The organism is Pseudomonas sp. S11P7 (genome assembly GCF_023195435.1).
GTDB classification, from domain to species: domain Bacteria; phylum Pseudomonadota; class Gammaproteobacteria; order Pseudomonadales; family Pseudomonadaceae; genus Aquipseudomonas; species Aquipseudomonas fluorescens_G.
Map to the genome: position 1 here is coordinate 5,925,227 of NZ_JALPKS020000002.1, position 24,687 is coordinate 5,949,913.

The following is a 24,687-nucleotide window of genomic DNA, read 5'->3' on the forward strand; positions in this document are numbered from 1 at the left end:
GTTTCTCTGGTGTTCACATGATTTGTGATCGACACAAAACCCTGTGGGAGCTGGCTTGCCAGCGATGAGGCCAGTCCAGTCAGCGCAAAACTACTGCGCCCCCGAGCCGGCAACAACTTCAAGGTGCTGCGCGTATTCGCCGTCACTTCTTCCTCGCTGAAATGCGCCTGCACGTAGATCCCCTCCACATACGCCTCGGCCTGATCGTCGTAGTGACTGTCGAACGGCACGCCGCTCTGGCCCACCGGGTTGATCGTCAGCCCATGCGCCGGATCAGCGAAATCCACCAATCGCCGTGTCGACGGCCCGTAGGTCACCGGCCACGGCGCCGGGCCGATCTTTGCTGAAAGATTGTTCGGCACTTCATGGCTGCCCGGCGCCGCGAACGGCCCGACGTTGAACAGACGATCCAGCGGTTTCTGCTGCCCCAGTGGATGGCCATGGGTCAGGGTATGCGCCGCGCCCCATTGCCACGCCGCCACATCGTCGCCGAAGGTCAGCTTCAGGTGCTGCAGGCTTGCCTGCCATGCCGCGCGGACGATATCGGCGCGGGTTTCCTTCGCGGGTGTGCTGCGGTTGTCCCACCACGGCGAATCGGCATTCGCCGCCAGCCTCGGCAGTGCTGCATCAATCACCCGTGTCGACAGCAGCGTGTCGAAAAACTCGTTGCCCAACTCATCGCGCATCGCCGCATCAGCCAGGTCATAGAGGAACTGGTTGAACAGCGTCGCACTGACCGAATCCAGCGGATAGTCGCCGGGCCACTGCGCCAGTTGCTCAACCAGTTTCAGTTGCGCGGGATCGCTCACCACCTCGCGCAACACCGGCAGCAGCGGTGCGAGCAGGCGCGGGCCGTAGCCGGTCGCGGTGCCCAGTTGCAGCTTCTGATTGGCTTCATTGCTCCACTTCAGGTTCTTGTCGCTGAGCTGACGATTGAGCTGCTGCCCGCGATCGGCAAGGTTGTAATAACCGGGAATCGGCATGCCGGTCGGCGACACGGGCTGAAAGTTGGCCGAGACGATATAGCCGCGCGGCGGGTTCTCTTCCTGCGGGTTGGCGCTGAACGGGTAGTAGCCGTCCTTGTCCGCCTGATGGGTGCTGCCGTCGAGAATGAATTCCGGCCTGACTCCGGCCGGGCGCTTGGGTAGCAACGCCGAGGCCCACCAGGCGATATCGCCCTTGGCATTGGCATAAACCAGATTCAGCCCCGGCGCCTGGACTTTCGCTGCAGCGACGCGGGCCTTGGTCAGGGTGTCAGCGCGGTTGAGCTGATAGAAACCTTCAAGGATCGGGTTTGGCGTTTCGAGAAACGCCCACCACATGGCGATCGGGGTTTTGCCCGCCGCCGCACCCAGTGCGTCGTTGACGATCGGGCCGTGGGGCGACTGGCGCAGGGTGAGGGTCACTGGTGCCTGGCCTTTCACCTTGATCTGCTGCTCGCTGACCAGCAGATCGGTCCACTGGCCGCGATACCAGATCTGATTGGGGTTGTCCGGGTTGACCTTTTCGGCGATCAGATCCAGATCGTCGTTCTGGAACATGGTCAGGCTCCAGCCGAAATCCATGTTGTGGCCGAGGAACGCGAACGGCACCAGCGCCTGATGATGACCGTACAGCGCAAAACCCGGCGCCGACAGCTGCGCCTCGTACCACACCGACGGCACCGAGAAACGGATGTGCGGGTCACCAGCCAGCAACGGCTTGCCGCTCTGGCTGCGACTGCCGGCGATGACCCAGGCGTTGCTGCCTTCGAACTGCGGCAGGCCGTTTTCGATCAGCGCCTGCTCACTGAGGCGGGCAAGGGCGTTGAGGTCTTTCCAGTCCCCAGCGGCGAGGGCGGGCGCAGCGTGGTTGTGATCGTTGGCGAGGACGCCTTTGGCCTGCCAGTCGAGGTCGAACACGTTGAGGTAATCGGCGCCGAGTTGATCGCGCACGAAAGTCAGCAGCGGCTCGGTGCGAAACGCCGCAGCAAAACTGTAAGCCATGTAACCGGCGACGCTGATGCTGTCTTCGGCGGTGAACGGCCGCTTGGGGATGCCCAGCACGTCGAACTCGATCGGCGCAGCGTGGCTGTCCTGATATTGGTTGATGCCATCCAGATAGGCTTGCAGGCCCTTCCACGCCGGCGACTGTTTATCCTGACTGGCGACGTAACTGGCGGCGCGCTCGCGAATGCGCAGGCTGCGAAACAGTTTGTCGGTGTCGAGCAGTTTCGGCCCAAGCACCTCGGCCAGCTCACCCCGGGCGAGACGGCGCATGGCTTCCATCTGGAACAACCGGTCCTGCGCATGCACATAGCCGAGGGCGCGGTAGAGGTCGGTTTCGTTCTCGGCGCGAATGTGCGGCACACCGCGCTCGTCGTAGCGCACGGTCACCGAGCCCTGCAGATTGCGCAGCTCGACCTGGCCCTGGCGCGTCGGTTGTTTGCTGTAGACGTACCAGCCCAGGGCGCCGAGCAGGGCGACAATGAGCAAAGCGAGAAGGGTGAACACGCGCTTCATGGTGACTCCTTGTGCAGGCGGGAGTTGCCGCCCGTCGGGCTGCAAACAATTAGCACAAAGGCTCTGTGCCGTGCAGCGCAATCCTTTAAATGTCCGGAATGCCTTACTTCGCCTCCACTGGCCAGGGGCAATAACAACCCACCGCCAGTGTGTGCGTGGCGTTGACCGGTCGATCTTCCGTCAGCGCATGCAAAATCGGTTCGATGAAGCTGTTGCTGGAATTGCAGGTCAGGCCTTCGCTGTACGGGCCAAAATAGGCCAGTTTGCCGCTGCGGTCCCAGATCGCCACGGCCGGGCTGGCCGGGATCTGCTCAGAACCGGGCAGGACGACGATGGTTTTCAGGCTGGCGAGGGTCGCCGGCAACTGGCCGTGGCTGCCGGGTTTCTGCACCGCAAAGAACTCCACACCGCGGGCGCCGAACTGCTCGACCATCTCGCTCAGGTGCTGTTGGTTGCCGACGTTGCACGGGCAGGCCGGGTCCCAGAAGTGCACGAGGCGGATGTTACCCGGCCCGGCGAGGTCGTCCGGCAGGCGCAGCGGATCGCCGGAAAACACTGCCGTGTGCTCGCTGAATGCGCGCAGATAACGGCCCTGAAACCAGTCATACGCGGCCCACAGCACGCCGGCGCAGATCAGCGCGAGCAGGCTGGCGAACAGTGCGGTGCGGTAGGGCGAACGCATGGATTTGGTTCCTCAGAGGCGGGCTAGCTTGCCATGCTTGCCGCGACAGATGAATATCGCAGGCCGATAAAGTCCGTTTACCGCTTTGGAATGTCCGCATGCCTGATACTTTCGACCCCGATCAAATCCGCGCGAGCCTCAAGCCTCTGGCCGAGTGGCAACCGCTGTCGGACGAGGCGAAGGCGTATCAGCGCTTCTACCAGACCGATTTTCCCGAGCGCGATGTCTGGCGCGGCATGGGCCGTTTCGAAGTCGATGGCTACGAACTGGTCAGCCATTGCTGGTGGCCGGAGAAGGTCAAGGCGACGCTGTTCCTGCTGCACGGTTATTACGATCACACAGGGCTCTATCGGCATGTGATCGAGTGGGCGCTGGATCAGGACTTTGCCGTGATCGCCTGCGACTTGCCGGGGCATGGCCTGTCGAGCGGGCCACGGGCGAGCATTCGCGATTTCGCGGAATATCAGCACATGCTCCAGGCGTTGTTCGCCGAAGCGCAGTCGATCGCGCTGCCGCAACCGTGGCACTTGTGCGGGCAAAGCACCGGCGGGGCGATCGTGGTCGATCATCTGCTCAATCATGGCGAGGGCAGCCCGGCGCAGGGCCAGGTGATTTTGCTGGCGCCGCTGGTGCGACCACGGGCCTGGGGCTGGTCGCAGCTCAGTTATTACCTGCTCCGGCCGTTCGTTCGCGGGGTCGCGCGGCGCTTCAGCGAGAACTCCAATGACCCGGCTTTCCTGCCGTTCCTGCAGGCCGATCCGTTGCAGCCGCGGCGCTTGCCGACCCAATGGGTGGGCGCGTTGTCGCGCTGGATCATTCGCGTCGAGCACGCAAAAAAAAGCCCGCGACGGCCGCTGATCATTCAGGGGCAGGCGGACATGACGGTGGACTGGCAGCACAACCTGCAAGTGTTGAAGTGGAAATTCGACCGGCCGCAGATCCTGTTGCTGGCCGAGGCGCGGCATCATCTGGCCAATGAAACGGCGCAGATGCGCGAAGAGTATTTCGAGTTCTTGAGCAAGCGGATCAGGGGCCGGAATCTCTAGTGCTAGTGAGTGCCCTATCGCTGGCAAGCCAGCTCCCACAGGGTTTTGCATTGATCAAAAATCTATGGAACACCCCAGTGACTTGTGGAGCTGGCAAGCCAGCTCCCACAGGGTTTTGCATTGATCAAAAATCTATGGAACACCCCAGTAACTTGTGGGAGCTGGCTTGCCAGCGATGAGGGCCTGTCAGGCGATGAAGATCATTGGCCGACCGCAAGCCCCGCGCGAATCGCCGCCAGCGCCGCCTGGTAGTAAGCCTTGCCCTCCGTCGACTCGGCAAAGGTCGCGAACTCTTCCAACTCTTCATCCGACAGGTCGCGATAGACGTACAGCAGCGTGTTGTTCAGGTCAGCGCCAATCTGGTCCATCAAACGCTGGCGCTGGCCGTTGAGCATGCCCTGCGCCTGACCGCCACCGAGCAGGCCCGGAATCATTGAACTGAGACTGTCCGCCGCGACGCCGGCAATCGCCAGGCTGACCTCCGCCCCGGCTTCACGCGCCGGCAAGGCCTGGGCGAGGTGGCCGATGATCAGTTGGCGGTTGTCGCTGGCCTGCATTTTCGGCAGGCCCTTGGCGTTTTTCGCCAGTTGATCGCGGCGGGTCGCGAGCAGTTCGGCGGCGACGATTTTCTTGCCCAGCGGTGACTGGAAGAAGCTCAGCGCCGGTTTCGGGTCGGCGAGTTTCTGCCGCAGTTGCGCCTCGGCGCGTTGATCCACGGCCTGCGGGGCAAAGCGCTGGTTGCTGTTATTGACCAGCGCCTGGAACACCGCTGGCGGCAGGCTGTTCTGATAGCGCTGCTGCGCGGCACTCAGGGCGTCATTGAAATGCGCACGTTGATCTGGCCAGCCGGCGACCTTGTACAACTGGTCGTAGCCGTCCGCCCAGGCGGGCAACACACAGAACATCAACAGTGAAAAAAGCAAACGGCGCATAGGGACTCCTGTCAGCAGCGGACTATTCTCCGTGCGGTGCCGGTACTTGTCGAGAATTCGTATCAAGCCGCTGCGTGGCTCTGTCGGATTTGTTGCCGCAGGCATACTATGCGCGCCATGCAAATATCCTCTGAACACCCACTGCTGTTACGCATTGTCGACGACCTGGCCGAGCATGGCTGGTCGCAGCAGAACATTTTCCTGCCCGCCGGTCTGACCCGCGAGCTGGCGGCCGAGTGCCGCAAACGTGAAGCCGAGGGTGAGCTGGCGCCGGCGGCGGTCGGGCGCGGGCCGTTTTCAGAGATTCGCGAGGGGATCCGCGGCGATCATATCCAATGGATCGACCCGGGCCAGGCCGAGGCCAGCGACCGTTATCTGAACCTGATGGAGAGCCTGCGCGAAGCGCTCAATCGCGGTTTGTTTCTTGGTCTCGAAGATTTCGAATGCCACTTCGCGCTGTATCCGCCCGGCGCGTTTTATCGCCGGCATGTCGACCGTTTTCGCGACGATGACAAGCGCATGGTTTCGGTGGTGGTGTACCTCAACGATGGCTGGCTGCCAGAGGATGGCGGCCAGCTGCGCATGTATCTGAATGAAGACCGCGTGCATGACGTGCAGCCTACCGGCGGCTGTCTGGTAGTGTTTCTTTCTGGCGAAGTGCCCCATGAAGTGCTGCCGGCCAACCGCGAGCGGCTGTCGCTGACGGGTTGGTTCCGCCGCCGTGGCAACGAGCCGTTCTGAGATGCACAGGATTCTGGTCAGCCGCTGCCTGTTGGGCCATCGCGTGCGCTACGACGGCGGGGCCAATGGGCCGTTTGATCTGCTTGAACAGTGGATTGCCGACGGGCGAGTGGTGCCGTTGTGTCCTGAGGTCGCAGGCGGACTGCCAACGCCACGGTCGGCGGCGGAGATTCCGGGCGGGCAGGGTGGCGAGGTGCTGGATGGCACGGCGGCAGTGATCACCACCGAGGGTGAGGATGTCAGCGCGCAGTTTCTCGACGGTGCGCGGCAGGCACTGGCGTTGGTGCAAAAGCACGGCATTCGGGTGGCGGTGCTCAAGGCCAACAGTCCGTCGTGCGGGAATCTGCTGACGTATGACGGGACATTCAGTGGCGTGAAGGTCAGCGGCGAAGGGGTGACGGCGGCGTTGCTCAAGCGCCACGGCGTGCGGGTGTTCAGCGAGCTTGAATTGGCTGAGGTCGCGGTGGCCTTGGCGGGTTTGGACTGATCCGCAATCGTTGCCCTCACCCCAGCCCTCTCCCAAGGGGAGAGGGGCCGACCGAGTTGTCCGGCGCCTTGCATCGACCTGAAAGACCTTTTCGACTATGGATTCAACACAGCCATGACCGATCGATTATGGTGTCAACGAAGCCATGGTCAGTCGATTTCGGATTCGGTATAGCAATCCCAAGTCGGCGGATTTCTAAAGCATCCCCCATTCAGTCCCCTCTCCCTCCGGGAGAGGGCTAGGTGAGGGGCTTTTAAGGTTTTAGCCACTTCTCGGTAAGCGCCGCCAAACGTCCGTCGTCCTTGATCCGTTGCATCGCGCTCGCAAGACTGGCCTGAAACGCCGGATTACCCTTCTGAAACGGAATCACCAGCTCCACCGGCTCAACCGCCTTCGGCTGCTCTGCGTTCAACGCCTGCACCAGCACCATCGGCCGTGGCGTCTCATCCTTCTTCGCCAGCAACTGCCCGTCGACCTTGCCATATGGCGCGCTGAAGTCGAAACGATCCTTGAGTTCGGGTGTCAGTGCTATGTGATTCAGCGCGACGTCGTACTTGCCGCTCTCGACGCCCTGGAGCAGATCGCCTTCGTCGGTGACGATGAAGTCGGCGCGCACATCCAGCTCCTTGGCCAGCAGTTGCCCAAGCTCGACCTCGAACCCTGTCAGGGTGTCGCCTTCCTTGTAATTGAAGGGCGGTGTATTAGCCTCAAGGGCTATGCGCAGCTCGCCACGGTCGTTGACGTCATCAATCAGTTCGGCGTGAGCCAGCGGGCTCAGAAGGGGTAGCAGGCAGATCAGGCCAGGCAGAAAGCGCATGGTCACTCCTTTGAAATCATTATGGCGATGCTCTGATTCAGGCTCGCTTTGCTATGGTTGTCGAGTGCCTTCGACAACGAATGGTCATGAAGTTGTCATGACCGTGCGGATTTTACGGAAAAACTGGAGAAGAAAATGAAAAGCTTTATGTCACGTGCAGCGTTGGCCGGTGTGCTGATGGGTGTTTCGGTGCTGGCCAGTGCGGCGACGCCGGCGCCAAAAGGCGCCGAAGTGTTCATCGTTTCTCCCGAGGACGGGGCTACGGTTTCCCAGACGTTCACCGTCAAGTTTGGTACCAAAAACGTCGCGCTGGCACCTGCCGGTGATGTCACCAAGAACACCGGGCATCATCACCTGCTGATCGACGCCAAGGAAATCGTGCCGGCCGGTTCAGTAGTTCCTACCGACGCCAACCACATGCACTTTGGCAAGGCGCAGACCCAGGCTGACATCAAGCTCGCTCCGGGCAAGCACACCTTGCAGCTGGAACTGGGTGACAGCGGCCACATGGCGTTCGACCCGCCCATCGTCTCGAAGAAAATCACCGTTAACGTGGAATAAAAAGGAGCCCTGCGGGCTCCTTTTTATCGCTGCAAGCTTCAAGCTACGAGCTTCAAGTAAAAGCAAAAGCGCTTTTCCCTTGCCGCTTGAAGCTAGTAGCTTGCCGCTGCTTCTTTAGAAAAGAACGCGGCTACGGATAGTACCGTTGACGTGTTGCAGCTTCTCTTGCGCCAGCTCCGAGTATTCGGCGTCGACGTCGATCACCACGTAGCCAACCTTCTCGTTGGTCTGCAGGAACTGACCGGAGATGTTGATGCCGTTTTCGGCGAAGACCTTGTTGATCTCGCTCATCACACCCGGGATGTTCTCGTGGATGTGCAGCAGGCGGTGCTTGCCAGGGTGAGCCGGCAGGGCCACTTCGGGGAAGTTGACCGACGACACCGACGTACCGTTGTCGCTGTACTTGACCAGTTTTTCCGCCACTTCCAGACCGATGTTGGCTTGCGCTTCGGCGGTCGAGCCACCGATGTGCGGGGTCAGGATCACGTTGTCGAGGCCACGCAGCGGGCTTTCGAACTCTTCGTCGTTGGAGCGCGGCTCGACCGGGAACACGTCGATGGCGGCACCGATCAGGTGCTTGTCCTTGATCGCTGCCGCCAGGTGGTCAAGCTCGACCACGGTGCCGCGCGCGGCGTTGATCAGGATGCCGCCTTTCTTGATGGCGCGGATTTCCTTTTCACCGATCATCCACTGGGTAGCCGCGGTTTCCGGAACGTGCAGGGTGACGATATCGGACATGCCCAGCAGCTCGTGCAGGTTGTTGACCTGCGTGGCGTTGCCCAGCGGCAGCTTGGTCACGGTGTCATAGAAGAACACCTGCATGCCCAGACCTTCGGCCAGAACCGACAATTGCGTGCCGATCGAGCCGTAGCCGACGATGCCCAGCTTCTTGCCGCGGATCTCGAAGGAGTTGGCTGCGGACTTGATCCAGCCGCCACGGTGGCAGGAAGCGTTTTTCTCCGGGATGCCGCGCAGCAGCAGGATCGCTTCGGCCAATACCAGCTCGGCGACCGAGCGGGTGTTGGAGTACGGCGCGTTGAACACAGCGATGCCGCGCTCGCGGGCTGCGCCCAGGTCAACCTGGTTGGTGCCGATGCAGAAACAGCCGACCGCGACCAGCTTCTTCGCGTGATCGAAGATCTCTTCGGTCAGTTGCGTGCGCGAACGAATGCCGATGAAGTGAGCGTCAGCGATCTTTTCCTTGAGCTGGGCGTCCGGCAGAGAACTGGTGTGGTACTCGATGCTGGTGTAGCCCGCCGCCTTGAGGACGTCGACAGCCGATTGGTGGACGCCTTCGAGAAGAAGGAACTTGATCTTGCTCTTATCGAGAGAAGTCTTGCTCATCTGCGTAAACCTGTATCCCGGAGAAAAATGGCAGGGAGGGAGCAGCCTGGAGCTGACCCGCACGGCAACAAAGCCGTCACCGCGGATCTGGCCTTGGGCACTGTCCTGCGGGGTCGGTATGCTAGCATAGCCACCCCGCTAAACACTCATTCCTGCGACGTGAAGCGTTCTCAGGATGACCATGAATTGTTCGAGAGTTCTGTCGATGACCAATCCTGCGCTGATTGATGAACTGAAGACCCTGGTCGAGCCCGGCAAGGTCCTGACCGACGCCGACTCCCTGAATGCTTACGGCAAGGATTGGACCAAGCACTTCGCCCCGGCGCCGAGTGCCATCGTGTTTCCCAAGACCATCGAGCAGGTGCAGGCCGTGGTGCGCTGGGCCAATACCCACAAGGTCGCGCTGGTGCCATCGGGCGGGCGCACCGGGCTGTCCGCTGCTGCGGTGGCGGCAAATGGCGAAGTGGTGGTCTCGTTCGATTACATGAACCAGATTCTTGATGTGAATCTCACGGATCGCACCGCCGTGTGTCAGCCGGGCGTGGTCACCGAGCATTTGCAGAACGTCGCCGAAGAAAATGGTTTGTACTACCCGGTCGACTTCGCCTCGGCGGGTTCCAGCCAGATTGGCGGCAACATCGGCACCAATGCCGGCGGGATCAAAGTGATTCGCTACGGCATGACCCGTAACTGGGTCGCCGGCATGAAAGTGGTCACCGGCAAGGGCGACGTGCTCGAACTGAACAAGGACCTGATCAAGAACGCCACCGGTTACGATCTGCGCCAGTTGTTCATCGGCGCCGAAGGCACCCTGGGTTTCGTCGTCGAAGCGACCATGCGCCTGGATCGCGCACCGAAAAACCTCACGGCGATGGTCCTCGGCACCGCTGATTTCGACTCGATCATGCCGGTGCTGCACGCCTTCCAGGGCAAGCTCGACCTGACCGCGTTCGAATTCTTCTCCGACAAGGCCCTGGCCAAAGTCATGGGCCGCGGCGATGTGCCAGCGCCGTTCGACACCGACTGCCCGTTCTACGCCCTGCTCGAATTCGAGGCGACCACCGAAGAAGTGGCCAACAGCGCCCTGGAAACCTTCGAGCACTGCGTCGAACAGGGCTGGGTGCTCGACGGCGTGATGAGCCAGAGCGAAACCCAGCTGCACAACCTGTGGAAGCTGCGCGAGTACATCTCCGAAACCATCTCGCACTGGACGCCGTACAAGAACGATATCTCGGTCACCGTTTCGAAAGTCCCGGCGTTCCTCAAGGAAATCGACGCGATCGTCGGCGAGCACTACCCCGACTTCGAAATCGTCTGGTTCGGCCACATCGGCGACGGCAACCTGCACCTGAACATCCTCAAGCCGGATAACCTGAGCAAGGACGAGTTCTTCGCCAAGTGCGCCACGGTCAACAAGTGGGTGTTTGAAACCGTCGAGAAGTACAACGGTTCGATTTCCGCCGAGCATGGCGTCGGTATGACCAAACGTGATTACCTGACCTACAGCCGTTCGCCGGCCGAGATCGAGTACATGAAAGCGGTCAAAGCGGTGTTCGACCCGAACGGCATCATGAACCCGGGCAAGATTTTCGCGGTTTGATCAGCAATCTCTGATGAATCAATGAACGCAGGAGTCGGTAAATGAGCTATCAGCACCAGTATGTCGACGGCACACGCATCCACTTCCCGATCGGGAAAGTCGTGTGCATTGGCCGTAATTACGCCGAGCACGCCAAGGAGCTGGACAACCCGGTCCCGACCGAGCCGCTGCTGTTCATCAAACCGGGCAGTTGCGTGGTGCCGCTGGAAGGCGGTTTCAGCATTCCCACCGAGCGCGGTTCGGTGCACTACGAAGCGGAAATCGCCGTGCTGATCGGCAAGCCGCTGTCGACCAAGCCGAGCCGCGAAGAAGTGCTCGATGCGATCTCCGGTTTCGCCCCGGCGCTGGACCTGACCCTGCGCGACAAGCAGGCCGAACTGAAAGCCAAGGGCCTGCCGTGGGAAATTGCCAAGTCGTTTGACGGCGCAGCGGTACTGGCGCCGTTTGTGGTTGGCAGCACATTCCCCGATCTGACCGACATTGGCATCCGCCTGACCATCAACGGCGAAGTGCGCCAGGACGGCAACAGCAGCGCCATGCTCAACCCGATCGTGCCGATGATCCAGCACATGGCCGGCTGCTTCTCGCTGCAGGCCGGTGACGTGATCCTCACCGGCACGCCGGTGGGCGTCGGCCCGCTGAACGTCGGCGACGACATCGTCCTTGAACTGGTGGGCGCGAGCCGCTTCGAGAGCAGCGTGCGCTAACCGTCACACCGCAAAACCCTTTGTAGGAGTGAGCCTGCTCGCGATGGCGGTCTGTCAGCCAACAGCCATGTCGACTGACAGACCGCCATCGCGAGCAGGCTCACTCCTACATTTGTTCTGTGTGGCTGCTGGCAAACGCGCAGGGCAATCCCGCCATTTGCCGTTTTTTTCACATCCTGTACGGATAATTCTGCGGATCCTGGCGTCTGAGCCGGCCTGTTTGTGCTATTACCCATAGCCTGAATTTTCGGAACGCGTCCCTCGATGTCATCTCAAACTCAGCTCAAAACTCCCCGCCGCTCGCGTTTTGCCCTGCGCTGGTATGTCTGGTTGCTGCTCGCGCTGGCCGCCGCTTATGCGCTGGCGTTCGCCATGCACTGGGACGATCGCGGCGTTTTGTGGGTACTTGAGCGATTCGAGAGCAAGGCCGAGCAGAAGGAGAGCATCTGGCTGCCGGATTACCACGTGGTAATCGATGCCAAGCCGCTGCCGGGCATGGAAAAGGACGAGGCTTCGGACCTGTCCTATAACCCGCAGAGCAAAACGCTGTTTTCGGTGATGGGCAAAAACCCGTTTCTGGTTGAGCTGAGCCTGCAAGGCGAGGTCCTGCGCAAGATGCCGCTGGTGGGCTGGAGCAATCCGGAAGGCCTGACCGTCATGGAAAACGGCTTGATGGCGATTGTCGATGAACGTCAGCACACGCTGTCGATCGTCAAGGTCGATGCCAGCACCCGCGAACTGAACATCGCGGATTTCCCGAGATATGACCTTGGTCCGTCGAAAGACCAGAACAAGGCCTTCGAGGCGATTACCTGGGATGCGCGCAACCAGCAGTTGCTGCTGGGCGAGGAGCGGCCGCCGGCGCTGTTCACCTGGAAAAGCGATGGCAGCCAGACACTCAAAGGCGACAAGCAGAAACTCGCCAGCGATGAATTGGATATCCGTAACCTCTCCGCGCTGGAGATCGATCCGCGCACCGGCCATCTGCTGGTATTGTCGGCCGATTCGCACCTGCTGCTGGAGCTGGATGAAAAAGGCGAGCAGGTCAGCTTCATGACCCTGCTGGGTAATTTCAATGGCCTGAAAGACACCATCCCGCGCGCCGAAGGCGTGACCATGGATGAGGCCGGTACGCTGTATATCGTCAGCGAGCCGAACCTGTTCTATCGCTTCGAAAAACAGCAATAACAGCCCTCGCTGCAATTTCGGACAAGTCTGATTGTCCTGACAGGCAAGTGGCCATTAAGCTTCAGTTCAGACAGGCGTGATATTTCATCCGCCTGTTCTGCTCCCGAGCCCATCCGAATGCGTCGACTTGCCCGTCCCAAGCCTCTGGTTATTTTCCTGTCGGTGATTGCCCTGATCGCATTGATCGGCATCGGCCAGTACATGCGCCTGTTCGAGCGCGCCTGGTTTAACCTGCATACGTTGTGGCAGCCGCTGAGCGGCGAGGCCATCGGTCTGGATCAATATCGTGTGGACATCGAGGCGCGGGTAATCGAAGGCCTGGACGATGACGTGTCAGCGCTGACCTACGACCCGGTGCGCAAGAGCCTGTTCACGGTCACCAACAAAAATTCGGAGCTGATCGAGCTGTCGCTGCAAGGCCAGATTCTGCGGCGTATCGCTTTGGTCGGCTTCGGCGATCCGGAAGCGGTCGAGTTCATCAGCGCCGATACCTACGTGATCACCGACGAGCGCCAGCAGCGCCTGATCAAGGTGCACCTGGATGCCGACACCACGTTTCTCGATGCCGACGATGCCGAGCAAATGACCCTCGGTGTGCACATGGCCAGCAACAAGGGCTTCGAAGGGCTGGCCTACGATTCGGTGGGCAAGCGCCTGTTTGTCGCCAAAGAGCGCAACCCTATGCTGATCTATGAAGTGCACGGCTTCCCGCATTTCAATCCGGAAAAATCCTACGCGGTGCATGTGATCAACAACCCCAAGCGCGACGCGGGGATGTTCGTGCGCGATCTGTCGAGCCTGCAATACGACGAGCGCAGCGGGCATTTGCTGGCGCTGTCGGATGAGTCGCGGCTGATTCTGGAACTGGATGTCGACGGGCGCCCGCTGAGCACCATGTCCATCAGCGGTGGTCGGCAGGGTTTGCAGAAGACCGTGCCGCAGGCTGAAGGCATTGCGATGGATGATGAGGGGACGTTGTATCTGGTGAGCGAGCCGAATTTGTTTTATGTCTTCAAGAAACCGGCACAGCCCTGACCAACACCCCAAAACACTGTGGGAGCTGGCTTGCCAGCGATGAGGCCATCACTTTCAACATCATTGTTGACTGACAAGCCGCTATCGCTGGCAAGCCAGCTCCCACAGGTATTTCATTTGCCCACACCAAGGTGGGCAGTCTGGCTTATTCAGCCTTAAGGGTTTTCACACCCTCACTGGTCCCCAGCAACAACAGATCCGCTGGCCGCGCGGCGAACAGGCCGTTGGTGACCACGCCAACGATCGCGTTGATCTGCGCTTCCAGCTCGACCGGGTTGGTGATTTGCAGGTTGAACACATCAAGGATGATGTTGCCGTTGTCGGTCAGTACACCTTCGCGGTACACCGGGTCGCCGCCGAGTTTCACCAGTTGGCGCGCCACGTGGCTGCGGGCCATCGGGATCACTTCGACCGGCAGCGGGAACTCGCCCAGTACCGGCACCAGTTTGCTGGCGTCGGCGATGCAGATGAAGGTCTTGGCCACGGCCGCGACGATCTTCTCGCGGGTCAGCGCGGCGCCGCCGCCCTTGATCAGGTTCAGGTGCGCGTCGCTTTCGTCGGCGCCGTCGACGTAGAACTCCAGATCGCTGACGGTGTTCAGCTCATACACGGGAATGCCGTGGCCCTTGAGCCGCGCGGCAGTGGCTTCGGAGCTGGCGACGGCGCCATCGAAAGCGCCCTTGTGCTGGGCCAGGGCATCGATGAAGCAGTTGGCGGTGGAGCCGGTGCCGACGCCGACGATGCTCTTGTCGTCGAGTTTCGGCAGGATGAAGTCGACGGCGGCCTGGGCCACGGCCTGTTTGAGTTGATCCTGGGTCATGCGGGCTCCGAAGCGGGCAAGGGGTGGGCAGAAAGGCCGGCATTATAGCCGCAAGCGCGGCTAAAACCTCTGGATTCGTGTGGTCGCATCGGCAAAAGCCGGGTTAGACTCCCGGGTCCCGCCCAACCGCTCAGTGATGCTTTCCGATGCTTGAACAGTACGTCAAAAAGATCCTCACCTCGCGCGTTTATGACGTTGCCGTAGAAACCCCGCTGCACAACGCCCGTCAGCTCTCCGAGCGGCTGGGCAATGACATCTGGCTCAAGCGCGAAGACTTGCAGCCAGTGTTCTCGTTCAAGATTCGCGGGGCCTACAACAAGCTGACGCAACTGAGCGACGAAGAACGCGCCCGCGGCGTAGTCACCGCGTCGGCGGGCAACCATGCGCAGGGCCTGGCGCTGGCGGCGAAAGTGCTGGGCGTCAAAGCCACCATCGTCATGCCCAAGACCACCCCGGAAATCAAGGTCGAGGGCGTGCGTTCGCGCGGCGGCAAAGTGGTGCTGCACGGTGATTCGTTCCCGGAGGCGCTGGCCTATTCGCTGAAACTGGTCGATGAAAAAGGCTACGTCTACATCCACCCGTACGACGATCCGCACACCATTGCCGGGCAAGGCACTGTGGCGATGGAAATCCTCCGTCAGCACCCGCAGCCACTGGATGCGATTTTCGTTCCGGTGGGCGGCGGCGGTCTGATCGCCGGCATCGCGGCGTACGTGAAATACCTGCGTCCGGACATCAAGGTCATCGGTGTCGAGCCGGACGATTCCAATTGCCTGCAAGCGGCGATGGCGGCGGGCGAGCGTGTGGTTCTGCCGACCGTGGGCATTTTTGCCGACGGCGTGGCGGTGGCGCAGATCGGTCAGTACACCTTTGAAATCTGCAAAGACTACGTCGATGAAGTGATCACCGTCAGCACCGACGAGATCTGCGCGGCGATCAAGGATATCTACGACGATACCCGCTCGATCACCGAGCCTGCCGGCGCGCTGGGCGTGGCCGGGATCAAGAAATACGTTGAGCAGCGCGGTGTCAGCGGCCAGACCTTCGTCGCCATCGACTCCGGCGCGAACGTCAACTTCGACCGCCTGCGCCACGTCGCCGAACGCGCCGAGCTGGGTGAAGGCCGTGAAGCGATCATTGCCGTGACCATTCCCGAAAAGGCCGGCAGCTTCAAGGCGTTCTGCGAGGCCGTCGGCAAACGCCAGATCACCGAATTCAACTACCGCTACAACACCGGCAGCGAAGCGCACATCTTCGTTGGCGTACAGACGCACCCGGACAACGACCCGCGCAGCGCACTGCTGGCGAGCCTGACCGAGCAGGGTTTCCCGGTGGTTGACCTGACCGACAACGAACTGGCCAAGTTGCACATTCGCCACATGGTCGGCGGGCACGCGGCGCATGTCATCGACGAGATGGTGTTCCGCTTCGAATTCCCGGAACGCCCGGGGGCGCTGTTCAACTTCCTCAATAAACTTGGCGGGCGCTGGAACATTTCAATGTTCCACTACCGCAACCATGGCGCTGCCGACGGCCGTGTGGTCGCGGGCCTGCAGGTTCCCCATGACGAGCGCCATCGGGTGCCAGCGGCACTGGCGGAAATCGGCTACCCGTACTGGGATGAAAGCGAGAACCCGGCCTATCAACTGTTTCTTGGCTGAGCGGCTACGCTGAAGGGCATGGCCCAAGGAAGAGAAACACATGGAAACCCTGACAACCCTGAAGGTCCTCCACGTCGTGGCGACCGTGGTCATCCTCGCGAGCGGGCTGCTGATCGCCGTCCTGACCTGGCGTAATCGCAGCGAAGGGCCGGCCACGACGATGCGGCGGCCCTGGCTGTTTATCTGGTGTCTGATGCTGCTGGGTATCCTCAGCATGCCGTTTACCGGCTGGTGGCTGGTGCACCTGATTGGCTGGCCATTGGGGCAATTGTGGATTCTGGGGTCCAGCGTGATCTATGCGGTGGCCACGTTCAGTGCGGTCTGGCTGCTGGTACGGCTGGATCGGTTGTGGACAACCGGGGTGGGCAATCGCAGATTCAATCTGGCGCTGGCGATTGTCAGCGGCGTTGGATTTCTCGCCATCGCGGGGTTGATGGGGGCCAAGCCGGTTTAAGGCTCGAGACCGCGTCGCCGCTATCGCTGGCAAGCCAGCTCCCACAAGGATTTTCAGTGAACACAGATTGTGTGACCAGCCGAAAAACCTGTGGGAGCTGGCTTGCCAGCGATGGCCATTTCAGCCGCGAAGACTGATCACCGGCCAACCGCGCTTCTCGGCCTCGGCGCGCAGATTCGGGTCCGGATCAACCGCCACCGGATTCGCCACCTGCTCCAGCAACGGCAAGTCATTCATCGAATCGCTGTAGAAATAACTGCCCTCCAGCGAATAGCCGGTCTCTTCGAGCCAACGATTCAAACGCGTCACCTTGCCCTCACGGAAGCACGGAATGTCGGTGCTGCGCCCGCTGTAGCGGCCGTCGATCATTTCGCATTCGGTGGCGATCAGGGTTTCCACGCCCAGGCGAACGGCAATCGGTGCGGTGACAAAGCGGTTGGTCGCGGTGATGATCACCAGTTTGTCACCAGCGTCGCGGTGCTTTTTCAGCAGTTCCAGCGCCTTGGGCAGCATGATCGGCTCGATGCAGTCGCGCATGTAATCGCTGTGCCAGGCGTCGAGCACGGCCATTTCCGTGAGGCCGAGGATCTCCAGGCAGAAATTCAGGTATGCCGCGTTATCCAGCTTGCCGGCCAGGTAATCCTGATAGAACTCGTCGTTGCGCGCCTTGTAGGCGATCGGATCGAGGAAGCCGCGCTCGCACAGATAGTCGCCCCAGGCGTGATCGCTGTCGCCGCCCAGAAGGGTGTTGTCCAAATCGAATAGAGCCAGGCGCATTGCAGTTACCCGCTGAAAAGTCAGTAAAAAGGCGACAAGAATACGGTCTTTTCACAAGAGTGCACATAAGCTCGGAAGCTTCGTTGCCGCCTGATCAACCTTTGTGGAACAATGCGGCGACATGCGTTTGCGAGGTTGTTGCCGTGATCGACCCCGATGGTTTCCGTCCCAATGTCGGGATCATTCTGACGAATGACGCCGGCCAGGTGCTATGGGCTCGCCGTATCAATCAGGACGCCTGGCAGTTTCCGCAAGGGGGAATCAACCCCGAGGAGACGCCGGAAGACGCCTTGTACCGCGAGCTGAACGAAGAAGTTGGCCTGGAACGTGAAGATGTTGAAATACTGGCCTGTACCCGGGGCTGGTTGCGCTATCGTTTGCCGCAACGCCTGGTGCGTACCCACAGCCAACCGCTGTGCATCGGCCAGAAACAGAAATGGTTTCTCCTGCGCCTGATCTCCAACGAGCAGCGGGTGCGGATGGATTTGACCGGTAAACCGGAATTCGATGGCTGGCGCTGGGTCAGCTATTGGTATCCGTTGGGCCAGGTGGTGACATTCAAGCGCGAGGTGTATCGACGCGCTCTCAAAGAGCTTGCCCCGCGCCTTTTAGCGCGCGACTGACGACGGAGTTCGACCCCGAGCCATGCTCAATACGCTGCGCAAGATCGTCCAGGAAGTTAACTCCGCCAAGGATCTCAAGGCGGCGTTGGGGATTATTGTGTTGCGCGTCAAAGAGGCCATGGGCAGCCAGGTCTGCTCGGTCTACCTGCTTGATCCCGAGACCAACCGCTTCGTCCTGATGGCCACCGAGGGCTTGAACAAGCGCTCGATCGGCAAGGTCAGCATGGCACCCAACGAAGGTCTGGTCGGTCTGGTCGGCACGCGTGAAGAACCCCTGAACCTCGAAAACGCCGCGGATCACCCGCGCTATCGCTATTTCGCCGAAACCGGTGAAGAGCGCTACGCCTCGTTCCTCGGTGCACCGATCATTCACCACCGCCGCGTGGTCGGCGTGCTGGTCATCCAGCAAAAAGAACGCCGTCAGTTCGACGAGGGCGAAGAAGCCTTCCTCGTGACCATGAGCGCACAGCTCGCCGGGGTGATCGCCCACGCCGAGGCCACCGGTTCGATCCGCGGCCTGGGCCGGCAGGGCAAGGGCATTCAGGAAGCCAAGTTCGTCGGCGTGCCGGGCTCGCCGGGGGCGGCGGTCGGTACCGCGGTGGTCATGCTGCCGCCGGCCGATCTGGACGTGGTCCCGGACAAGACCATCACCGACATCGACGCCGAGCTGGCGCTGTTCAAGACTGCTATCGAAGGCGTGCGTGCCGACATGCGCACGCTGTCGGCCAAACTCGCGACCCAGTTGCGCCCGGAAGAACGGGCGCTGTTCGACGTCTACCTGATGATGCTCGACGATGCCTCGCTGGGCAGCGAAGTCACCACGGTGATCAAGACCGGCCAGTGGGCCCAGGGCGCGCTGCGTCAGGTGGTCACCGATCACGTCAACCGTTTCGAACTGATGGACGACGCCTACCTGCGTGAGCGCGCCTCGGACGTCAAAGACCTTGGCCGTCGCCTGCTGGCCTATCTGCAGGAAGAGCGTCAGCAGAACCTGGTCTACCCGGAAAAAACCATTCTGGTCAGTGAAGAACTGACCCCGGCGATGCTTGGCGAAGTGCCGGAAGGCACGCTGGTCGGTCTGGTATCGGTACTTGGTTCGGGTAACTCCCACGTCGCGATCCTCGCCCGGGCCATGGGCATTCCGACGGTGATGGGTCTGGTCGATCTGCCGTACGCCAAGGTCGACGGCATCGAAATGATCGTCGATGGCGTGCGCGGTGAGGTCTACACCAACCCGAGCGAAGTGCTGCGCAAGCAGTTCGCGGAAATCGTCGAAGAAGAGAAACAACTGGCGCTGGGCCTCGACGCCCTGCGCGATCTGCCGTGCGTGACCCTCGACGGCCACCGCATGCCGCTGTGGGTAAACACCGGTCTGCTGGCGGACGTGGCGCGGGCGCAGAAGCGTGGCGCCGAAGGCGTTGGTCTGTACCGCACCGAAGTGCCGTTCATGATCAACCAGCGCTTCCCGAGCGAGAAGGAACAACTGGCGATCTACCGTGAGCAGCTCGCCGCGTTCCATCCGCAGCCGGTGACCATGCGCAGCCTCGACATCGGCGGCGACAAGTCGCTGTCGTACTTCCCGATCAAGGAAGACAACCCGTTCCTCGGCTGGCGCGGCATTCGCGTCACCCTCGACCACCCGGAAATCTTTCTGGTGCAGACCCGTGCAATGCTCAAGGCCAGCGAAGGCCTGAACAACCTGCGGATTCTGCTGCCGATGATCTCCGGCACCCACGAACTCGAAGAAGCCCTGCACCTGATTCACCGGGCCTGGGGCGAAGTGCGCGACGAAGGCACCGACGTGCCGATGCCGCCGATCGGCGTGATGATCGAAATCCCCGCCGCGGTGTACCAGACCAAAGAACTGGCGCGGATGGTCGACTTCCTCTCGGTCGGTTCCAACGACCTGACCCAGTACCTGCTGGCGGTCGACCGCAACAACCCGCGTGTAGCTGATCTCTACGACTACCTGCACCCGGCGGTGCTGCAAGCCCTGCAAACTGTCGTGCGTGATGCGCATGCCGAAGGCAAACCGGTGAGTATCTGCGGCGAGATGGCCGGTGACCCGGCGGCGGCGGTGCTGTTGATGGCGATGGGGTTCGACAGCCTGTCGATGAACGCCACCAACTTGCCGAAGGTCAAGTGGATGCTGCGTCAGGTCAATCTGAGCAAGGCGCAGGAATTGTTGGCGGAGTTGATGACCATTGATAACCCGCAAGTTATCCACAGCTCGTTGCAATTGGCGCTGAAGAATCTTGGGTTGGCGAAGATGAATGCGCCGGTGGTTAACAAAGCGCTCTGAAGATCAAAAGCCCCTCACCCTAACCCTCTCCCAGGGGGAGAGGGGACTGATTGGGGAGGCTGTGGAATTTCTCCGGCTTGAAAAATTTTTGCCGAATCCATAATCGACTCGGGCTTTCAGGTCGATGAACAACTTCAGACACCTCGGTCGGCCCCCTCTCCCTCGGGGAGAGGGCTGGGGTGAGGGTAAGCTTTTACTAAACACAAATCTCCACCTCGCCAAGATGCCCCCCATACGGACCAAAACTGCGCTCAACCATCCGCCGCGTCCCATCCGCCTGCACCACCAGCGCGGTACTCGCCCGCGTCCCGTAACTCTGGCTGGCAATAAACACACTCGACAGCAGCGCTTCAGTCGCCATCCCCACCCCTGTATCCGGCAACTCGGCTTCGGGCGGCGTCTGTGCATCACTCAATAATTCCAGCAACCGCTCCGGCTGCGGATCGTCCAGCACGGCGTTCAGTGCCGCTTTGGCCTTGAGCAGTTTCGGCCACGGCGTATCGAGCCCGGCGTTGGACAAGCCATAAACCCCGGAGCGAGCATCACCGGCTCGGACGCCCGCGCATTGAAATGCCACAGCTCGTGACTATTGCCGAGCAGCAAATTGAACCCAGCATATTCCCCGGCGCGGCCAACCACATCGCTCAAATAATCATCAATCGACGCATTGCCGCTGAGAAAACGCGCCACCAGTTCCCCGCGCGACTTCAGCGCCGGTGGCTGCTGCGGATCGCGAATGTTGGTCAGCGCGGCAAAGCGCCCGTTGGCGCCAATTCCCAGCCAGGTGCCGCCAGCCTCCAGGTCACGCCCGGCATGCACGTGCGGCGCCTCCGGCCAGGGCGCCAGTGGCAGGCTCGGCCGGGCGTAGAACTCGTCTCGGTTGGCCGCGACGATCAGCGGCTGGGCATGGCCCGGGCGCCAGGCGAAAACGATCAGGCACATAAGGTGGTCCTTGTGTGATTTTTGCTCACTCTACGCATCCGGTGTCCGTGCATCCATCGCCAGTGGAGCCAAAGGGTGTGCATCCGTTACCATGCCGCTCCTGTTTTGCGGATGCGGTCTGGGGAGACGCTCGTGGAATTTCTGCTCTATCTGGCGCTGGGCGCCTGTGCGGGCGCACTGGCCGGGCTGTTTGGCGTCGGCGGCGGGATCATTATCGTCCCGGTGCTGGTGTTCAGTTTCACCCTGCAGGGTTTCGATCAGTCGATCCTCACGCATCTGGCGGTCGGCACGTCGCTGGCGACGATCATCTTCACCTCGGTCAACGCCGTGCGTGAGCATCACCGCCGGGGCGCGGTGCGCTGGCCGATCTTCCTGTGGATGACCGTCGGCATTCTGCTCGGTGCCGGTTTCGGTGCGCTGACGGCCGAGGCGATTTCCGGGCCGAACCTGCAGAAGATCATCGGCGTGTTCGCCCTGCTGGTCGCCGTGCAACTGGCGCTGGACGTCAAACCCAAGGCCAGCCGAACGGTGCCGGGTAAACTCGGTCTGACTGCGGCGGGCACGGTGATTGGCTGGGCCTCGGCGATTTTCGGTATTGGTGGCGGCTCGCTGACCGTGCCGTTTCTGACCTGGCGCAGCGTGCCGATGCAGCAGGCCGTGGCGACGTCGTCGGCCTGTGGGCTGCCGATCGCGTTGGCCAGTGCGGCAAGTTTCATGATTCTGGGGTGGCACGATCCGTTGTTGCCACCGCATAGTCTCGGTTTTGTGTATTTGCCGGCGTTGTTGGGCATTGCCCTGACCAGCATGGTCTTCGCCCGTCTCGGCGCGCGTCTGGCGCACAGGTTGTCGCCGCGCTTGCTGAAACGGCTGTTCGCCGCTTTGCTGTTCAGCGTCGGGTTGAGCTTCCTGCTGTAAAAATCCTGGCTTAATCCTGTGGTGGCAGCGTCGCCCGGGAATTCTGGTTTCACTCTTACGAGGAGTCGCAATGCTGCCTTACCCGCAGATCGACCCGGTGGCCCTGGCCATCGGTCCGCTGAAAATCCACTGGTACGGTCTCATGTACCTCGTCGGCATCGGCGGTGCGTGGCTGCTGGCGTCGCGCCGGCTCAACCGTTTCGACCCGACCTGGAGCAAGGAGAAACTCTCCGATCTGGTGTTCTGGCTATCGATGGGGGTGATCGTCGGCGGGCGCTTGGGTTATGTGCTGTTCTACGACCTGAGCGCTTATCTGGCCAACCCGACGCTGATTTTCGAAGTGTGGAAGGGCGGCATGTCGTTCCACGGCGGTTTCATCGGTGTGATGCTCGCGGCCCTGTGGTTCGGCAAGCGTAACGGCAAGTCGTTTTTCCAGTTGATGGACTTCGTCGCGCCGATGGTGCCGATCGGTCTGGGCGCCGGGCGCATCGGCAACTTCATCAACGCCGAGTTGTGGGGCAAGGCCACCGACGTGCCATGGGCGATGGTGTTCCCGCCGTTCAGCGACCCGGCGCAACTGCCGCGTCACCCGTCACAGCTGTATCAGTTCGCCCTCGAAGGCGTCGCACTGTTCCTGATTCTCTGGCTGTTCTCGCGCAAACCGCGGCCAACCATGGCAGTGTCGGGCATGTTCGCGCTGTTCTATGGCATCTTCCGTTTCATCGTCGAGTTCGTCCGTGTACCGGATGCCCAGCTGGGCTATCTGGCCTGGAACTGGCTGACCATGGGTCAGGTGCTGTGTGTGCCGATGATCATCGGCGGGCTGTTCCTGATCTGGCTGGCCTATCGTCGCGCCCCGGCAGCGCCGCTCGCCCCGACGGCTTAAACTACGAACCCCGGCGCGCGACGCCGGGGCTCAAAGGACACAGGTAACTCATGAAGCAATATCTCGAACTGGTCTCGCACGTCATCCAGAACGGCACCAAACAGGCCAACCGCACCGGCATCAACACCATCAGTTTTCCGGGGGCGATGCTGCGTTTCGATCTGCAGGAAGGCTTCCCGGCGATCACCACGCGCAAAATGGCCTTCAAATCGGCGATCGGCGAGATGTGCGGCTTCCTCCGTGGAGTGAACAATGCTGCCGAATTTCGTGCGCTGGGCTGCAAGGTCTGGGACCAGAATGCCAACGAAAACGCGCAGTGGCTGGCCAACCCGTTCCGTCAGGGCGACGACGACCTCGGCGAGATCTACGGCGTGCAATGGCGCAAATGGCCGGCGTACAAGCAGATCCCGCTGAGCAACACCGCCGCCATCGAACAAACTCTGAGCAACGGCTACAAGCAGATCGCCCAGGGCGAAGAAGACGGCCAGGCCTACGTGGTGCTGTACAAAGCCATCGACCAGGTGCGCCAGTGCGTCGACACGATCATCAAGGATCCGGGCAGCCGCCGTATTCTGTTCCACGGCTGGAACGTTGCTCAGCTCGATGAAATGGCCCTGCCGCCGTGCCATCTGCTGTACCAGTTCCACCCGAACGTCGAGACCAAAGAGATTTCCCTGACGCTCTACATCCGTTCGAATGACCTGGGCCTCGGCACGCCGTTCAACCTCACCGAAGGCGCCGCGCTGCTGAGCCTGATCGGGCGCCTGACCGGCTACACGCCGCGCTGGTTCACCTATTTCATCGGTGATGCGCACGTCTACGAAAACCATCTGGACATGCTCAACGAACAGCTCAAGCGCGAGCCGTTCGCCATGCCGAAACTGAAAATTTCCGACCGCGTGCCGGAGTTTGCCAAGACTGGGGTTTATCAGCCGGAATGGCTGGAGCGGGTCGAGCCGAGCGATTTTTCGCTGGAAGGCTACGAGCACCATGCGCCGATGACCGCGCCGATGGCGGTCTGAAGGTCTGCCATTAAACCTGTGGGAGCTGGCTTGCCAGCGATTGCGGTGGCACATTCAACATTAATGTGACTGACAGACCGCTATCGCTGGCAAGCCAGCTCCCACAGGGATATTCCGTGTTTTCAGTGGCCGTGGCTACGGCCCACATGGGAGTGTTCGACCTCGGTCGCCACCACGCCGCCACTTACTTCCAGCCGCTGCAAGATCCCGCATTGATCCGCCTCCGGCCCTTCGCCACAGCGCTGGCGCAGGTCGAGCAGTTGCGTTTGCAACGCCATCAACCCATCAATCCGCGCTTTCACATGCTGGATGTGTTCGTCGATCAGTGCGTTGACGCTTTCGCACTGGTCTTGCGGGCTGTCGCGCAGGGCGAGCAGGCTGCGGATTTCTTCGAGGGTCATGTCCAGGGTGCGGCAGTTGCGGATGAACGTCAGACGTTCGGCGTGGGCCTGGGTGTAGACGCGGTAGTTGCCGTCGCTGCGGGCCGGTTCCGGCAGCAGGTTCTCGCGTTCGTAGTAACGGATGGTTTCCACCGCGCAGTCAGTGAGTTTCGCCAGTTCGCCAATCTTCATGACGGTCATCTCCAAAGGGTGCTTGACCCTATAGTGGCTACAGGGTCTTTACTTGGCAACAGGCACCTCCAT

Annotated in this window: 21 protein-coding genes and 4 pseudogenes; 15 read left to right on the plus strand and 10 right to left on the minus strand. The window is 61.1% G+C overall.

Going from position 1 to position 24,687, the window contains the following annotated elements; all coding sequences use genetic code 11:
- Positions 1 to 101 precede the first annotated feature (101 nt).
- A pseudogene (locus M0746_RS27095) lies at positions 102 to 2,501 on the minus strand (penicillin acylase family protein); the annotation flags it as partial.
- Between the two features lie 103 nt (positions 2,502 to 2,604).
- On the minus strand, positions 2,605 to 3,183 hold the full coding sequence (locus M0746_RS27100; protein ID WP_258451236.1) for a DUF6436 domain-containing protein: 579 nt from the start codon (positions 3,181 to 3,183) through the stop codon (positions 2,605 to 2,607).
- A gap of 98 nt (positions 3,184 to 3,281) precedes the next feature.
- Here M0746_RS27100 and M0746_RS27105 point away from each other — a divergent pair, with 98 nt between their 5' ends.
- Positions 3,282 to 4,229, plus strand: coding sequence for an alpha/beta hydrolase (locus M0746_RS27105; RefSeq protein WP_258451237.1), 948 nt, complete (start codon positions 3,282 to 3,284; stop codon positions 4,227 to 4,229).
- A 200-nt stretch (positions 4,230 to 4,429) separates the two neighbouring features.
- Here the strand turns inward: M0746_RS27105 and M0746_RS27110 are convergent, their stop codons facing one another.
- A complete protein-coding gene (locus M0746_RS27110) occupies positions 4,430 to 5,161 on the minus strand; it encodes a DUF2059 domain-containing protein (RefSeq protein ID WP_208939355.1) in 732 nt (243 codons plus the stop codon).
- A 108-nt stretch (positions 5,162 to 5,269) separates the two neighbouring features.
- On the opposite strand from M0746_RS27110, the gene M0746_RS27115 reads away from it, so the two are divergent.
- The gene (locus M0746_RS27115) at positions 5,270 to 5,902 is read left to right on the plus strand and encodes a 2OG-Fe(II) oxygenase (protein ID WP_208939356.1); all 633 of its coding nucleotides are present in this window, start codon (positions 5,270 to 5,272) and stop codon (positions 5,900 to 5,902) included.
- A 1-nt stretch (position 5,903) separates the two neighbouring features.
- Positions 5,904 to 6,389 carry a DUF523 domain-containing protein gene (locus M0746_RS27120; protein WP_258451238.1) on the plus strand — a complete coding sequence of 162 codons (486 nt, stop codon included), beginning with the start codon at positions 5,904 to 5,906 and terminating at the stop codon, positions 6,387 to 6,389.
- Positions 6,390 to 6,642: 253 nt separating this feature from the next.
- Here the strand turns inward: M0746_RS27120 and M0746_RS27125 are convergent, their stop codons facing one another.
- Positions 6,643 to 7,206, minus strand: a complete 564-nt coding sequence (locus M0746_RS27125; RefSeq protein ID WP_258451239.1) for a transporter substrate-binding domain-containing protein — start codon at positions 7,204 to 7,206, stop codon at positions 6,643 to 6,645.
- A 135-nt stretch (positions 7,207 to 7,341) separates the two neighbouring features.
- On the opposite strand from M0746_RS27125, the gene M0746_RS27130 reads away from it, so the two are divergent.
- On the plus strand, positions 7,342 to 7,767 hold the full coding sequence (locus tag M0746_RS27130; protein WP_258451240.1) for a DUF4399 domain-containing protein: 426 nt from the start codon (positions 7,342 to 7,344) through the stop codon (positions 7,765 to 7,767).
- Between the two features lie 114 nt (positions 7,768 to 7,881).
- Here M0746_RS27130 and serA read toward each other — a convergent pair whose 3' ends face one another.
- The gene (gene serA, locus M0746_RS27135) at positions 7,882 to 9,111 is read right to left on the minus strand and encodes a phosphoglycerate dehydrogenase (protein WP_090287262.1); all 1,230 of its coding nucleotides are present in this window, start codon (positions 9,109 to 9,111) and stop codon (positions 7,882 to 7,884) included.
- 205 nt (positions 9,112 to 9,316) lie between these two features.
- Between serA and M0746_RS27140 the strand changes: the two genes are divergently transcribed.
- The 4 genes and pseudogenes from M0746_RS27140 to M0746_RS27155 form a co-directional block, all read left to right on the plus strand.
- Complete coding sequence (locus M0746_RS27140; protein ID WP_093097352.1) at positions 9,317 to 10,711, plus strand: FAD-binding oxidoreductase; 1,395 nt, start codon at positions 9,317 to 9,319, stop codon at positions 10,709 to 10,711.
- Between the two features lie 41 nt (positions 10,712 to 10,752).
- Positions 10,753 to 11,418, plus strand: a complete 666-nt coding sequence (locus M0746_RS27145; protein ID WP_203419893.1) for a fumarylacetoacetate hydrolase family protein — start codon at positions 10,753 to 10,755, stop codon at positions 11,416 to 11,418.
- A 264-nt stretch (positions 11,419 to 11,682) separates the two neighbouring features.
- Positions 11,683 to 12,606, plus strand: a complete 924-nt coding sequence (locus M0746_RS27150) for an SdiA-regulated domain-containing protein (protein ID WP_258451241.1) — start codon at positions 11,683 to 11,685, stop codon at positions 12,604 to 12,606.
- Between the two features lie 201 nt (positions 12,607 to 12,807).
- A pseudogene (locus M0746_RS27155) lies at positions 12,808 to 13,563 on the plus strand (SdiA-regulated domain-containing protein); the annotation flags it as partial.
- On the opposite strand, the pseudogene M0746_RS29640 reads toward M0746_RS27155, so the two are convergent.
- Both M0746_RS29640 and rpiA read right to left on the minus strand, forming a co-directional pair.
- Positions 13,525 to 13,629: pseudogene (locus tag M0746_RS29640) on the minus strand (hypothetical protein); the annotation flags it as partial. The pseudogenes M0746_RS27155 and M0746_RS29640 sit on opposite strands and share 39 nt — an antisense overlap.
- Before the next feature lie 157 nt (positions 13,630 to 13,786).
- The gene (rpiA, locus tag M0746_RS27160) at positions 13,787 to 14,461 is read right to left on the minus strand and encodes a ribose-5-phosphate isomerase RpiA (RefSeq protein WP_007913886.1); all 675 of its coding nucleotides are present in this window, start codon (positions 14,459 to 14,461) and stop codon (positions 13,787 to 13,789) included.
- A 146-nt stretch (positions 14,462 to 14,607) separates the two neighbouring features.
- Between rpiA and ilvA the strand changes: the two genes are divergently transcribed.
- Both ilvA and M0746_RS27170 read left to right on the plus strand, forming a co-directional pair.
- On the plus strand, positions 14,608 to 16,122 hold the full coding sequence (gene ilvA / locus M0746_RS27165; RefSeq protein ID WP_208939362.1) for a threonine ammonia-lyase, biosynthetic: 1,515 nt from the start codon (positions 14,608 to 14,610) through the stop codon (positions 16,120 to 16,122).
- 40 nt (positions 16,123 to 16,162) lie between these two features.
- The gene (locus M0746_RS27170; protein WP_258451242.1) at positions 16,163 to 16,576 is read left to right on the plus strand and encodes a DUF2269 domain-containing protein; all 414 of its coding nucleotides are present in this window, start codon (positions 16,163 to 16,165) and stop codon (positions 16,574 to 16,576) included.
- A 120-nt stretch (positions 16,577 to 16,696) separates the two neighbouring features.
- Here the strand turns inward: M0746_RS27170 and M0746_RS27175 are convergent, their stop codons facing one another.
- Positions 16,697 to 17,353, minus strand: coding sequence for a histidinol-phosphatase (locus M0746_RS27175; protein ID WP_258451243.1), 657 nt, complete (start codon positions 17,351 to 17,353; stop codon positions 16,697 to 16,699).
- A 143-nt stretch (positions 17,354 to 17,496) separates the two neighbouring features.
- On the opposite strand from M0746_RS27175, the gene M0746_RS27180 reads away from it, so the two are divergent.
- Both M0746_RS27180 and ptsP read left to right on the plus strand, forming a co-directional pair.
- Positions 17,497 to 17,976: an RNA pyrophosphohydrolase gene (locus M0746_RS27180; RefSeq protein WP_003229203.1), complete on the plus strand. Its 480-nt coding sequence runs from the start codon at positions 17,497 to 17,499 to the stop codon at positions 17,974 to 17,976.
- A gap of 22 nt (positions 17,977 to 17,998) precedes the next feature.
- On the plus strand, positions 17,999 to 20,278 hold the full coding sequence (gene ptsP, locus M0746_RS27185; protein ID WP_203419888.1) for a phosphoenolpyruvate--protein phosphotransferase: 2,280 nt from the start codon (positions 17,999 to 18,001) through the stop codon (positions 20,276 to 20,278).
- A 196-nt stretch (positions 20,279 to 20,474) separates the two neighbouring features.
- Here the strand turns inward: ptsP and M0746_RS27190 are convergent.
- Positions 20,475 to 21,220, minus strand: a pseudogene (locus M0746_RS27190) (NRDE family protein).
- 132 nt (positions 21,221 to 21,352) lie between these two features.
- Between M0746_RS27190 and M0746_RS27195 the strand changes: the two are divergent.
- The 3 genes from M0746_RS27195 to M0746_RS27205 all read left to right on the plus strand — a co-directional run bounded on the left by M0746_RS27195 (position 21,353) and on the right by M0746_RS27205 (position 24,043).
- Positions 21,353 to 22,135 carry a sulfite exporter TauE/SafE family protein gene (locus M0746_RS27195; protein ID WP_258451244.1) on the plus strand — a complete coding sequence of 261 codons (783 nt, stop codon included), beginning with the start codon at positions 21,353 to 21,355 and terminating at the stop codon, positions 22,133 to 22,135.
- Positions 22,136 to 22,205: 70 nt separating this feature from the next.
- Positions 22,206 to 23,021, plus strand: a complete 816-nt coding sequence (gene lgt, locus M0746_RS27200) for a prolipoprotein diacylglyceryl transferase (RefSeq protein ID WP_258451245.1) — start codon at positions 22,206 to 22,208, stop codon at positions 23,019 to 23,021.
- A gap of 50 nt (positions 23,022 to 23,071) precedes the next feature.
- Positions 23,072 to 24,043 (plus strand): thymidylate synthase, encoded by a 972-nt coding sequence (locus M0746_RS27205; RefSeq protein ID WP_208939368.1) that lies wholly within the window; start codon positions 23,072 to 23,074, stop codon positions 24,041 to 24,043.
- A 122-nt stretch (positions 24,044 to 24,165) separates the two neighbouring features.
- Here M0746_RS27205 and cadR read toward each other — a convergent pair whose 3' ends face one another.
- The gene (cadR, locus tag M0746_RS27210) at positions 24,166 to 24,615 is read right to left on the minus strand and encodes a Cd(II)/Pb(II)-responsive transcriptional regulator (RefSeq protein WP_093097372.1); all 450 of its coding nucleotides are present in this window, start codon (positions 24,613 to 24,615) and stop codon (positions 24,166 to 24,168) included.
- Positions 24,616 to 24,687 lie beyond the last annotated feature (72 nt).